Origin of the sequence: Microcystis viridis FACHB-1342, assembly GCF_014698335.1 — a bacterium.
GTDB lineage: Bacteria > Cyanobacteriota > Cyanobacteriia > Cyanobacteriales > Microcystaceae > Microcystis > Microcystis ichthyoblabe_A.
The window spans coordinates 15,947-28,319 of record NZ_JACJSV010000064.1 but is presented as its reverse complement, the minus strand read 5'-3'; the positions used below and the strand labels follow the sequence as shown (position 1 = coordinate 28,319).

The 12,373-nt window shown below is 41.0% G+C and carries 17 protein-coding genes and 1 pseudogene; 17 read left to right on the top strand and 1 reads right to left on the bottom strand.

Annotation, left to right across the window (positions count from 1 at the left end; all coding sequences use genetic code 11):
- The 10 genes from H6G40_RS18115 to H6G40_RS18075 all read left to right on the top strand — a co-directional run.
- On the top strand, window positions 1-247 hold a 247-nt coding region (locus tag H6G40_RS18115; RefSeq protein ID WP_190537171.1), incomplete at its 5' end, for an IS30 family transposase.
- A 320-nt stretch (window positions 248-567) separates the two neighbouring features.
- A complete protein-coding gene (locus H6G40_RS23465; RefSeq protein ID WP_242028795.1) occupies window positions 568-921 on the top strand; it encodes an aspartyl protease family protein in 354 nt (117 codons plus the stop codon).
- 163 nt (window positions 922-1,084) lie between these two features.
- Window positions 1,085-1,318 (top strand): DUF433 domain-containing protein, encoded by a 234-nt coding sequence (locus tag H6G40_RS18110; protein WP_002775448.1) that lies wholly within the window; start codon window positions 1,085-1,087, stop codon window positions 1,316-1,318.
- A gap of 141 nt (window positions 1,319-1,459) precedes the next feature.
- Window positions 1,460-1,792 carry a DUF5615 family PIN-like protein gene (locus H6G40_RS18105; protein ID WP_199309462.1) on the top strand — a complete coding sequence of 111 codons (333 nt, stop codon included), beginning with the start codon at window positions 1,460-1,462 and terminating at the stop codon, window positions 1,790-1,792.
- A gap of 413 nt (window positions 1,793-2,205) precedes the next feature.
- Window positions 2,206-2,427 (top strand): DUF2283 domain-containing protein, encoded by a 222-nt coding sequence (locus H6G40_RS18100; protein WP_002775443.1) that lies wholly within the window; start codon window positions 2,206-2,208, stop codon window positions 2,425-2,427.
- A gap of 36 nt (window positions 2,428-2,463) precedes the next feature.
- Window positions 2,464-2,727, top strand: a complete 264-nt coding sequence (locus H6G40_RS18095; protein WP_190538102.1) for a hypothetical protein — start codon at window positions 2,464-2,466, stop codon at window positions 2,725-2,727.
- Between the two features lie 41 nt (window positions 2,728-2,768).
- Window positions 2,769-2,963 carry a hypothetical protein gene (locus tag H6G40_RS18090; protein WP_002792166.1) on the top strand — a complete coding sequence of 65 codons (195 nt, stop codon included), beginning with the start codon at window positions 2,769-2,771 and terminating at the stop codon, window positions 2,961-2,963.
- A gap of 49 nt (window positions 2,964-3,012) precedes the next feature.
- Window positions 3,013-3,333 carry a DUF6883 domain-containing protein gene (locus H6G40_RS18085; protein WP_002743275.1) on the top strand — a complete coding sequence of 107 codons (321 nt, stop codon included), beginning with the start codon at window positions 3,013-3,015 and terminating at the stop codon, window positions 3,331-3,333.
- A 12-nt stretch (window positions 3,334-3,345) separates the two neighbouring features.
- On the top strand, window positions 3,346-3,582 hold the full coding sequence (locus tag H6G40_RS18080) for a DUF4926 domain-containing protein (protein WP_002731660.1): 237 nt from the start codon (window positions 3,346-3,348) through the stop codon (window positions 3,580-3,582).
- 210 nt (window positions 3,583-3,792) lie between these two features.
- Complete coding sequence (locus H6G40_RS18075; RefSeq protein ID WP_069474596.1) at window positions 3,793-4,788, top strand: DNA cytosine methyltransferase; 996 nt, start codon at window positions 3,793-3,795, stop codon at window positions 4,786-4,788.
- Window positions 4,789-4,897: 109 nt separating this feature from the next.
- Here the strand turns inward: H6G40_RS18075 and H6G40_RS18070 are convergent, their stop codons facing one another.
- Complete coding sequence (locus H6G40_RS18070) at window positions 4,898-5,548, bottom strand: restriction endonuclease subunit R (RefSeq protein WP_069474595.1); 651 nt, start codon at window positions 5,546-5,548, stop codon at window positions 4,898-4,900.
- A gap of 182 nt (window positions 5,549-5,730) precedes the next feature.
- Here H6G40_RS18070 and H6G40_RS18065 point away from each other — a divergent pair, with 182 nt between their 5' ends.
- From H6G40_RS18065 to clpB, 7 genes and pseudogenes are all read left to right on the top strand, one after another.
- On the top strand, window positions 5,731-6,117 hold the full coding sequence (locus H6G40_RS18065) for a Pepco domain-containing protein (RefSeq protein WP_190538100.1): 387 nt from the start codon (window positions 5,731-5,733) through the stop codon (window positions 6,115-6,117).
- Window positions 6,117-8,114 carry a GUN4 domain-containing protein gene (locus H6G40_RS18060; RefSeq protein ID WP_190538098.1) on the top strand — a complete coding sequence of 666 codons (1,998 nt, stop codon included), beginning with the start codon at window positions 6,117-6,119 and terminating at the stop codon, window positions 8,112-8,114. The genes H6G40_RS18065 and H6G40_RS18060 overlap by 1 nt, the downstream gene beginning before the upstream one ends.
- A 44-nt stretch (window positions 8,115-8,158) precedes the next feature.
- The gene (locus tag H6G40_RS18055; protein ID WP_002743287.1) at window positions 8,159-8,371 is read left to right on the top strand and encodes a hypothetical protein; all 213 of its coding nucleotides are present in this window, start codon (window positions 8,159-8,161) and stop codon (window positions 8,369-8,371) included.
- Window positions 8,372-8,405: 34 nt separating this feature from the next.
- Entirely contained in the window at window positions 8,406-8,630 is a 225-nt protein-coding gene (locus H6G40_RS18050; protein ID WP_190538096.1) for a type II toxin-antitoxin system RelE family toxin, read from the top strand.
- An 81-nt stretch (window positions 8,631-8,711) separates the two neighbouring features.
- The gene (locus H6G40_RS18045; RefSeq protein ID WP_002734197.1) at window positions 8,712-8,921 is read left to right on the top strand and encodes a DUF6887 family protein; all 210 of its coding nucleotides are present in this window, start codon (window positions 8,712-8,714) and stop codon (window positions 8,919-8,921) included.
- Between the two features lie 265 nt (window positions 8,922-9,186).
- Window positions 9,187-9,336: pseudogene (locus H6G40_RS24280) on the top strand (ssr2422 family thylakoid membrane protein); the annotation flags it as partial.
- A 301-nt stretch (window positions 9,337-9,637) separates the two neighbouring features.
- Window positions 9,638-12,256 carry an ATP-dependent chaperone ClpB gene (clpB, locus tag H6G40_RS18040; RefSeq protein ID WP_123230072.1) on the top strand — a complete coding sequence of 873 codons (2,619 nt, stop codon included), beginning with the start codon at window positions 9,638-9,640 and terminating at the stop codon, window positions 12,254-12,256.
- Window positions 12,257-12,373: the final 117 nt, after the last annotated feature.

Sequence of the window (12,373 nt, the reverse complement as noted above, 5' to 3'; positions counted from 1 at the left end):
GAAACTAGGAGCAGATTTTTATTTTGCTACTCCTTATCATTCGTGGGAGAGGGGATTAAACGAGCATACCAATGGACTGTTAAGACAATTTTTCCCCAAGGGAACGAATTTTAAAATCGTTAAGCCAGAGGAGGTGGAAAGAGCCGTAAACTTGATTAACAATCGTCCTCGAAAATGTCTTGACTATCGTACCCCGAATGAGGTATTCTATAAAGGTAGATCAGACAGTGATGCAATTCAGACTTGAATTGGCCCTTTATGAGAAAATGGAAAGGTAATGCAATCCTCTAAGCCAGATGACTATAGCAGAGCTATTCCCTACTTTGAGAAGTCTGCCTCGTGCAGACAAGTTGAAGGTGATGCAATTTCTGATCGCAGAACTAAGTAAAGACGAGGAGCCAAGCCTACAGCCAGGAGCAACATATTTACTCTCATCGCCGCTTAATTCACACGCAGCGGCGCAGAAACTTGCTCAACTCCTAGATTCGGAACAAGCAACGCACAATGCGTAACGCCTAACGATTTAACTTTACCGAAGGATTCGATGGATTTGGTGTCCCCGATGCCTTGCCTCAACTACCTATATCTCTGACATACCAAGATAGCTCGGTAGAGTTTTCAGCACTGTTAGACACGGGTGCGAGTGTTAATGTCTTACCGTACAGCGCTGGAGTTCAACTTGGTGCGATTTGGGAAGAGCAGACAACCTCTGTCATCTTAGCTGGTAATTTGGCTTCGATCGAGGCGCGAGGTTTACTGGTTTCGGCACAGATTGGTAATTTCAACCCAGTTCGGCTGGTTTTTGCTTGGAGCTTGTCTGATGATACACCTTTACTACTGGGTCGGATGAATTTTTTTCTAGAATTTGATGTCTGCTTCTATCGTTCACAACTTGTTTTTGAAATCTGCCCTAAATCCTAAAATACACTGCGATCGCCGATTTTGTAGGGTGCGCCCGATGGCGTAACGCACCTGAGATTAATTCTGATTAATTGCCAATTCATTGCCGACACAAGAGTTAAAGCGATAACAATTCATTGCTGTATGTAACAATATAAGAGGAGTTTATCTCAGGAGTTCCACAGTGATTAAAGAGCTAGACCGTATTACTGTTAATCCACAAATATGTCTTGGACAGCCAACGATTCGAGGAATGCGTATCACTGTGGGATTTGTTCTGAAACTGTTGGCTAGTCAGTTATCTATTCAGGAAGTCTTAGAGGCTTATCCAGAGTTAGAGGAGGAAGATATTCGTCAGGCTCTTAATTATGCAGCTTGGGCTGTATCCGATTATATCGTTAGCTTCACTTCGGCATGAGTAGTCTGCGTTTACTGGCTGATGTTCATAAGTAGTCGTGCAAAATTAATTTCCTAGTGAAGATAGGCAAGAGGCAAGAGGCAAGAGGCAAGAGGTGGTTAGATATGTGTAATTAATTTTGCTTAGGTACTTATCTCCCCTTTGACAGTTGCGGCTTTAAGGTTACAGGGCTACGACATAGTACGCACTACAGACTTTTTACCTGCCACTGCTGCCGACGCGGAGATTTTGGAACTTGCCAGAGTGGAAGGTCAAGTTATTTTAACACAAGACTTAGACTTTTCCCTGCTGGTAGCCCTCAATAATTATGGACTGCCTAGCTTGATTACATTACGGTTATCTTCTGCCAGACCTGATGTAGTTGCTCAAAGGCTTCTAGATGTTTTACTGACTGTGGAAACGGAACTGACAGAAGGTGCGGCAATTACTATCAGCGATGACTCTGTGCGTGTTCGTAAACTTCCAATTCGATGAACCCGCACCTCAAACGATGTCCTATAAAGAAATAGAAACGATTTTCAAGGAAAAATTAAATCAAATAATTGAGGAATAGAAATCGTGTGTTATGCGATTATTATCGAAAAAATTGATAGGGTTTCGATTCCTGTTACAGGTTGGCGATATAATATTGGTTGGATAAATGAAAGAAGTTCGATTTAGTGAGCATTCTAGAATCAAATTGAATTTGCTATCCGCTCGTGGAATTTTTATCACTCCTGAATTTATCCTCGAAACTGTACAATTTCCTGACAAAATAGAAATCTCTGAAGACAACAAGCGAATCGCACAAAAAAAGTTCAATGATAATTTAGTGATTCGAGTAGTTTATCGAGAATTCAGTGCTTTTTTCTTAATCATCACCCTTTACCCCGGTAGGATATCCCGATATGAACAAGATACACTATAGCTCAGATGTGGATGCTTTATTAATTGAGTTAAACAATAATCCAATTGCTTACGCAGAGGAGGAAGGGAAAACAATATTACATTATTCCGAGGACGATCAGTTAGTTTTAATCGAGATTCTAGATTTTGGTTGTTCTCTATCGGAAGATGCTAGACAAGAACTGGCAAAATCCATATCTTCTCGTGAATCGATTAAAATATAGTTATTAGTTAATATCCATCTCACAACAATTTAAATCATGAAAGGTATTCAGTATATTGTCGATGAAACAGGAGAAAAAACAGCAGTTGTTATCGATCTAAAAGAATGGGGTCAACTGTGGAATGAGTTTTATCAAAATTTAATCGATCGCTCTCCCGTAAACGAAGACTGGATAAATCGATCGCCTTTTCGAGAAAAATTAGATCAAGCTCTGGCATGGAATGCTAATCATCCACCGCAGTTATCATATCTAGAATTACTAGAGAGCAAACTCGAAAATTATGAGTGCGGTTTTATTTGATTTATCAATAATAATCTAGAGAACTTTTAGAGGAACTACAAATGCTAGAAATTACCAAAAACTATGTATTAGACAAAGATCAAAAGCCGATTGCTGTTCAGATTCCCATTGCTGAATTTGAAAAAATCGAAGAAATCCTAGAGGATTACGGACTAGGAAAACTCATCGAAGAAGTTGAAAATGATCAAATCCTAGACAAAGAAAAAGCCTGGCAATACTGCCCGCATATACTGTAAAATCTATTTTATAGAAGTCTATAAAGAAATTGGCTAAATTACAATATAAATGCCTTATTTAAATCCCAATGCGACAATCCCACCAGCTAAATTAACCCAGTATTTGCTAGTTTTACAACCCAAAGATGATAAATCAGGCTTTCTGGCACAAGCGGGATATAATTTAGACAACTGGCAGGTATTGGAACAAGATTTAAGACGTATTCTTCTCAACGAGGCCACCTTAAATAAACAAACAAAGTTCGGTGATATTTATGAAATTAAAGGACTTTTACAAGGGGTGAACGGGATAAACTTACGAGTCTCTACCTATTGGATTATCGACTCACTTACGAAAGAAACAAGATTTGTGACTTTATTACCAGATTAAAAGAGTTAGACTATGAAATTTGATATGTTTTCCGAAGTTCAATTAACCGAAGATTTGCCAGAATCTAATTTGTCTCGTGGCACTCACGCGATTATCGTGGATTATTGTCCTCGACCCGAAGGCCAAGAGGATGGCTATGTTTTAGAAGTGTTAAATAATCAGGGAAAAGCCTATACAGTTATCGCTGTAGAAGTTTCCAAGATTGAATCAATTCAAAATCTTAAACAGGATGAATTTCAAATTATATAATTCTGTTATTCTTCGCTGTGATTTCCTAGAAAACTGAGGTTCAAGAAGCTTAACCCACCATCCTTTTTTTGTGTATGTCCCCAGGGATGACGACTGTTTTCAGTTTGTTACTCTCAAGCGCCAATGAAATATTTACCGTCCGCTCTTTGGTGAAAGTTAGATAAGTTAAAATCAAAGAGAATATCCCTATCGCTACAATCTCAACTATCGATGAATCTCCTGAAAGATAGTAAAAAAATTCGTTTTATTGACCTCTTTTGTGGTTTGGGAGGGTTTCGAGTGGCGATTGAACAAGTTTGTCGCCAAAAAAACTTAGAATCTGATTGTGTTTTTTCCTGTGATATAGATAAAGATGCTCGGTCAATTTATCACGCTAATTTTGGCGACCAACCCCGGGGAGATATTACCGAAATCGCTGCCCTAGATATTCCCAATCATGATATTTTAATGGCGGGATTTCCCTGTCAACCCTTTAGTATTTGTGGTAATTTAAAGGGATTTGAAGATACCAGAGGCACGCTATTTTTTGAGATTGCTCGCATTTTAAAAGCCAAACAACCCGCAGCATTTATTCTGGAAAATGTCAAGCAATTGCAGGGACATCAACAGGGAAAAACCTTGCAAGTTATTCTCGATACTTTACAAGATTTAGATTACTATACCGATTATCGGGTTTTGAATGCGCTTAATTTTGGTTTACCGCAAAAACGGGAAAGGATTTTTATCGTTGGTTTCCGAGAAACTAGGGGTTTTATCTGGCCAAAACCAGCTTTATCTAGAACAAGTTTAACAGAAATCTTAGAGGAAAATGTTTCGGATTTTTATTATGCTTCCGAAAAAATTCAAAAAAGTCGCCTGCTGAAAAGAGAGGGAAAAAAACCTTATAGTGAACCGACTATCTGGCACGAAAATAAAGGAGGAAATGTCAGCGCTTATCCCTATTCCTGTGCCTTGCGAGCAGGAGCATCCTATAATTATTTGTTAGTGGATGGGAAAAGACGCTTAACAGCAAGAGAAATGCTCCGTTTACAAGGTTTTCCCGATGATTATCAAATTGTCGGCAGTTATCAAACTATGCGAAAATTAACCGGTAATAGTGTAGCGATTTCCTGCGTAGCTGCTGTGGTTAATTCTGTAATCGAGTCTTGGTTAGATGTTGAGCAAGCATCAACTAATTCATTCTCGTTCAATCGACACCTTAATTAAGTTTATTTTTGACTTAGGAGTTTTAGATAGTGGTAATTATTCAAGACGCTTTTAATTCCCTATATAGACAGTCAAAACCTAAGAGATTATAGCTTATTTGAGTCCTAATTTATATCTCTAAAATTAGCTGACCCATTGCCTTGAGAATTTGGAGCAGATTAATTGCTGATTCAGGATACATTAAATTAAGTTCTGGCATTATCTGATAAGTGGGGTTAGTTTCTTGTCTGAGATGGACGAACATATATTGTAAGCCATTAGTTGCTAATCCCCAAACTGAGGGTTGTCTTTCTAAGCTATTGTAGGCATAAGTCAATAATTGAGGTAATCCCTGACGCACTTCGATTCCACTCTCTTTAGCTTCAATGACTAAAATCCAAAAAGGGATATCATTGACAGTTGCTATCGAATTATTCACCGTGACAATATCAAACCATCCGCTAATAGTTTTATCTTCATCCACAAGGATAATATTATCAATCCCTTCTTCAACCCTAATCTTAATCGGATAACGATAAAAACCCGCTAACCGCAATAGGGGAAATAGGGTTAAAACTTTAACTTGTCCTTCTGATGCTTTATCTTCCATCAAATAGGGTCGAAAATCGTTGCGGATTTGAACAAGTTCTAATTTTTCTGCCTCGCTGACGGTTTCCAATGTTAAAAGCTCTGTAAATGAAACATCCTCAAGCTTTTCTTGGAAATTAAGATGACGTTGAACATCAGCAAGGGTTAGTTTACTCGTTTTGAGGGTAAGCATTGATTGAGCAAGCAGTACAGCGCTGTTCCGATTGTAGCGGAAAATAGAAAAAGCGAAACCCAACCACCCTACTCTTGATTGGGTTTCCTTGCATCAACCCAAGTACAATAATCTCTATAGGTGAGTTAGCAATGGGTAACTAGAATAATAAAGGAGAACCATTGCCGAAAAACGAGAACGTTATGCCAGAAGAAACTATTTGGATTATCACCGCAGAAGATACCCCCGTCACCCCCGATAAAGATGCCAAAGGAAACGACACCTATGACAATCCCTGGGACAAGGGGAAAACTATCACCGCAGCTGCGACTCGTGGCGTAAAAGTGAGCATAGAGAAGCTAGAGACAGAACTCTCCCATTTTCTCCAGCTTATCGGCAAAGTCTTCAATCAAGCACAGAAACAGGTCAACCAACAAACCGGTTTTAAACTCGATGAAGTAGAGCTTTGCGTAGAGATTACCGGGGAGGGTGAGGTAAAATTATTAGGGACGGGGATTAAGACCGGCACCAAAGGCGGATTAACCCTAAAATTCAAGCGAGACGAGAAAAACACACCGACCGCAGACTAATGGCGAACTGGGGATTATTTATCGGGATAAATCAATATAAGCGCTTGAAACCGCTCAAATGTGCCAAGCAGGACGCGGTAGAGATGGCGCGTTATTGTCGTGACGAGATTAATTTTGAGGAAGTTTTCCTGTTTACCGATGAGTCTGACCCAATAACCGCGCCGAATGGTTCCCAACAGGAGACGAAACCGACGTACACAAACCTAATGGCTTTCCTGCAAGACTTTTTCGAGTCGCAACGCTTAGAAACCGGCGATAATTTCTGGTTTTTCTTCAGTGGTCACGGATTACGCCATCAGGGACAGGATTACCTCGTTCCCAGCGAGGGACACCCGACCTTAATCGAACAGACGACCATTCCCCTCAATTACGTTACCCAACGTTTACGGAGATGCGGTGCAGATAATATCATTCTCTTTCTGGATGCCTGTCGCAACGAGAACGATTTTAGCAATAAATCCGTAGGCTGGCAAAAGCAACAGGGAGTGATAACCATCGCTTCCTGTAGTCCGACGGAGGAATCCTACGAAATTCCCGAACTACAACAGGGTTCCTTTACCTATTCACTTCTAGAGGCTTTACGAATCCAAGGGGAAAATAACTGCGCTACAGTAGAAAGACTCTGTAATCGTCTCCGCGAAAGGATTCCAGAAATCAACCGACAACACAACAACCCCCCGCAAACCCTCCATTCTATTGTCGAACCGCATTATAAAAATCATCTGATTCTGTTACCGAAACAGGCAAAGACTCCCGATATAGAGTTATTGCGAGTGGAAGCTTTAGAGTTGGAAGTGGAGGGAAAGCTAGAGGAAGCGCGACAGTTGATGAGACGAGTTCTGGCTTTGGATACAACCAGACCTAAATACTGGCAAGATTACGACAGAATTAATCGAAAATTAGCACAACAACCCGTCCCACCGTCCCCTAAAACGGAACCGATAAATGGCGAGTCGGCGAAAACGATAACAGAACCCCCGAAACCCGCAGCACCGCCAGAAATCGAACTAAAAAGCGAGAAAGGAATCGATTACAGGAAGCTACGGGATTTACTGGAACAACAGCAATGGAAAGAAGCGGACGAGGAAACAAGAGTCGTGATGCTACAGGGAGCCAATCGCAGGTCAGAAGGATGGCTACGGGTAGAGGATATGGATAATTTCCCCTGCGAAGATTTGCGAACCATTGACCAATTATGGGTTAAATATAGTGGCGGTCGCTTCGGGTTTTCCGTGCAGGCGAAAATCTACCGCGAACTCGGTGGGACGCGGCAGTATAATAGAAGAGTTTGGGACGCTTTCGGAGATAGAGTAGGCTGGCGAGTGAATAATAGCTGGATATTCTACAATGATGTTACTTTTGACCTAAAAGCACCCCTAGGACACCTCCCAGGACAGCGAATTTTATTGGGAGGACCTTGGAGGGTAGGAGAGGCTTGTCGTTCTATCTTCTCTCGCGTCGAGACTTGTAAAACGATAACAGAAACCCCGAAACCCGCAGCACTGGAAGAAATCGAACTAAAAAGCGCCAAAGGAATCGATTATCGGAACTTAGAAGATTTATTAAAACGGCAGCAATGGAAAGAAGCGGACGAGGAAACAAGAGTCGTGATGCTACAGGGAGCCAATCGCAGGTCAGAAGGATGGCTACGGGAAGAGGATATCGATAATTTTCCCTGCGAGGATTTGCGAACCATTAACCAATTATGGGTTAAATATAGTGGCGGAAAATTTGGTTTTTCCGTGCAGGCGAAAATCTACCGCGAACTCGGTGGGACGCGGGAGTATAATCAAAGAGTTTGGAACGCTTTCGGAGATAGGGTAGGCTGGCGAGTGAATAATAGCTGGATATACTACAGGGATGTTACTTTTGACCTAAAAGCACCCCAGGGACACCTCCCAGTGAGACTTTGGGACACCTCCCGGTACGTGGTGAATTTCGGAGGAGGAGGTAGTTTCTCTTCTCTCGCGTCGAGACTTGTAAAATGTAACATATAAAGGTTACAGCCAATTTTTAAGAATTGTATCGGAGGGAAAACCAAATGCTAGAAATTAACAAAAGCTATGTATTAGACAAAGATCAAAAGCCGATTGCCGTTCAAATTCCCATTGCTGAATTTGAAAAAATCGAAGAAATCCTAGAGGATTACGGACTAGGAAAACTCATCGAAGAAGTTGAAAATGATCAAATCCTAGACAAAGAAAAAGCCTTACAATATTTAGAATTGCTTAAAAATAAAAATGTAGAAGGTTGAATACAACAAGAGATTTTTAAAAGAATTAACCTCTTTGCCAAAGCACATACAATCTCGTATTGAGTTGATCGTATTTTCCGAGTTAGAAACTGACAATCCTTTTGAATTAGGCTATCTCGATAAAATGAAAGGACATAAAGATAAATATAAAATTAGAGTTGCAGATTATAGGATTGGCCTGACTATTGATAAACCCAATCAAACCATCATCTGTCAACGAGTCGCACATCGTAGAGAAATTTACAAAACTTTTCCTTGATAGAAAAATACCGCTATCTTTATCTGTCAATTGCTTTCTAATCATTTTAATCGATGAACAGGGGAATTGGAACTTTGAATTATGAAAAAATCACCTTCGGAAATGACTAACGCAGAACTCCGTCAGTATCTTTCGGAACATCGAAACGAAGAAGCTATTTTTAGTGAAGCACTAGAAGTATTATTAAGCCGAAAAAAAGACGGGTTTAACTATCCCGCACCTCAAACGATGTCCTATAAAGAAATAGAAACGATTTTCAAGGAAAAATTAAATCAAATAATTGAGGAATAGAAATCGTGCGTTATGCGATTATTATCGAAAAATTGCGATCGCCGATTTTGTAGGGTGCTTTAACGTAGTGTAACGCACCGCTAACTTTAATCATCGTGGGTTATCAATCAAGATAGATTATGATCTGAAATAGCAAACAGTACAAACCCTTGAATTTCCCATGACATTGACAACTGAGGATACTCAAGACAACCAACAACAGATACTCACTGAGTTACGAGAATTAAAAAAGTAACTTGAGCAATTTAACTAAAAATTCGATAACTATCAAAAAGCTACACAATGGGTAGTTCAGTTAGCATTTAGCTTAATTGCAGCCGCTACTGTAACTGTGATTGTCTCAACTGTGCTAGGTAATACTAAATCCGTTGAGTATAGGCTACATATCAGGATAGGCAAGAGGAGGAATAAATAATCAGTCTTTAATAACCGGATTTAGTAAGTACCTAAGCAAAATTAATTATGCAAGAACTCTAGTAATCAGTGGACATCTTCAATAATTAAGATTTTAGCTTGGTTGAGAGTTTGAACATTTGTACTAAAATTTCCAAGACGCAGTTTAAATCCCTGACAGCTTATAAACTTGAAACTTTAGCCGCTTAAATCGCACCATTGAGGGGAAATCCCCCTTAACTAGGTACGGTAAGCCCCTAGGAGCCGACGAACTGGTCAATCTAGAATAATCTCTAGAGTATAAAAGTAATCTCTTATAGAAAATGCAGCCAACCAATCCACAACAATTTACAGAAAAAGCTTGGGAGGCAATCGTCAAAACGCCGGACATTGCCAAACAGAACAGCCAGCAACAAATCGAAAGCGAACATCTAATGAAAGCCCTTCTTGAACAGGAGGGATTAGCGGGCAGTGTCTTTAGTAAAGCTAATATTAGTCTAGCCCGTTTGCGGGATCGAACCGATGACTTTATCCGTCGTCAACCGAAAATCTCTAACCCCGGCGACTCGATTTATTTAGGTCGTAGTTTAGATAGTTTACTCGATCGAGCGGAAAATTATCGCCGAGAATTTGGAGATGACTTTATCTCGATCGAGCATTTAATTTTAGGTTACGCTAAAGATGATCGCTTCGGGAAAAATATTTTTCAAGAATTCGGACTTACTGAAAACAAACTCAAAGAAATTATTCAACAAGTCAGAGGTAGTCAAAAAGTGACCGATCAGAATCCAGAAGGCAAATACGAAGCCCTAGAAAAATACGGACGGGATCTAACCCAATTGGCACGGGAAGGTAAATTAGACCCAGTAATTGGACGAGATGACGAAATCCGTCGCACCATTCAGATCCTCTCGCGTCGGACTAAAAATAACCCGGTTTTAATCGGGGAACCGGGAGTAGGAAAAACCGCCATTGTCGAAGGATTAGCCCAGCGGATTATTAACCGCGATGTGCCAGAATCTCTTTTAGATCGGGCTCTCATTTCTCTCGATTTAGGCGGCTTAATTGCGGGAGCAAAATATCGCGGAGAGTTTGAGGAAAGATTAAAAGCTGTCCTCAAGGAAGTCACCGATTCCCAAGGCAATATCATCATGTTTATTGACGAAATCCATACCGTTGTCGGTGCGGGAGCCACTCAAGGGGCAATGGATGCGGGCAATTTATTAAAACCAATGTTAGCCCGGGGTGAATTGCGTTGTATTGGGGCCACTACCCTCGATGAATACCGCAAATATATCGAAAAAGATGCGGCGTTAGAAAGACGCTTCCAAGAGGTTTTAGTAGATGAACCAAATGTGGTCGATACTATTTCGATTCTTCGCGGTCTTAAAGAACGTTATGAGGTGCATCATGGCGTAAAAATTGCTGATAATGCTTTAGTGGCAGCGGCACTGCTTTCTAATCGTTATATTAGCGATCGCTTTTTGCCCGATAAGGCCATTGATTTAGTTGATGAAGCGGCGGCCAAATTGAAAATGGAAATCACTTCTAAACCGGAAGAACTCGATGAAATTGATCGCAAAATTCTCCAGTTAGAAATGGAAAGACTTTCCCTACAACGGGAGTACGATCCAGCTTCGCGAGAACGGTTAGAAAAGTTAGAAAAAGAACTGGCTAACCTCAAGGAAGAACAATCGGGATTAAATGCCCAATGGCAAGGAGAAAAAGAGATTATCGATAGAGTTCGTGGAGTTAAAGAAGCGATCGAACAAGTTAATCTAGAAATTCAACAGGCCGAACGAGATTATGATTATAATCGGGCCGCCGAATTAAAGTTCGGAAAATTAACCGATCTGCAGCGGCAAATGTCCGCCCTAGAAACCCAATTGGCCGACAAACAAACCACTGGTAAAAGTTTATTAAGGGAAGAAGTTCTCGAATCGGATATCGCCGAAATTATCTCGAAATGGACGGGAATTCCTCTCAATAAATTAATCGAATCGGAAAAAGAAAAACTCCTCAATCTGGAAGACGAATTACACGAAAGTGTCATCGGTCAAGAAGAAGCGGTCACAGCCGTAGCCGAAGCGATTCAACGTTCCCGCGCTGGTTTATCAGATCCCAACCGTCCCACGGCCAGCTTTATTTTTCTCGGTCCGACGGGTGTTGGTAAGACAGAATTAGCGAAAGCTCTAGCACGCAATCTCTTTGACACGGAAGAGGCTCTAGTTCGCATCGATATGTCGGAATACATGGAAAAACACAGCGTTTCCCGTCTCATGGGTGCGCCTCCGGGATACGTCGGCTACGATGAAGGAGGACAATTAACCGAGGCAATCCGGCGTCGTCCCTACTCTGTCATCCTCTTTGATGAGATTGAAAAAGCCCATCCCGACGTTTTTAACGTTATGTTACAAATCCTTGACGATGGGCGCTTAACCGACTCTCAAGGTCATCTGGTTGATTTCAAAAATACCATCATTATTATGACCAGTAATATCGGTTCTCAATACATTTTAGACGTGGCTGGTGATGAGTCTCGTTACGAGGAAATGCAGGCACGAGTGATGGAAGCAATGCGGAATAGTTTCCGTCCCGAATTTCTCAATCGTATCGATGAAACGATCATTTTCCATAGTTTACAAAAAGCGCAACTGCGATCGATTGTCAAACTACAGACAGCCAATCTCAGTGATCGCTTGATGGAACAAAAATTAGCCCTGAAACTTGCCGATATTGCCCTCGATTATCTAGCAGAAATTGGTTACGATCCAGTGTACGGTGCGCGACCCCTAAAACGGGCAGTACAAAGATATGTGGAAACTCCGATCGCTAAGGCAATTCTGCGCGGCGAATTTAAAGGGGGAGACACGATTTTTGTCGATGTGGCCGATGAAAGATTGACCTTTAAACGGTTAGCTTCCCCGGTAGTAACTGCTTAATTAAGTAGGGTTGGCTGAATCTTATTGGAAGCCTTACTAGAAAACGGTTTTGGGACTTTTTTAGTCAAAAAAGTCCCAGAGACAAACGTTGAGAAATCGAGGGGACTTTTTCAGCAA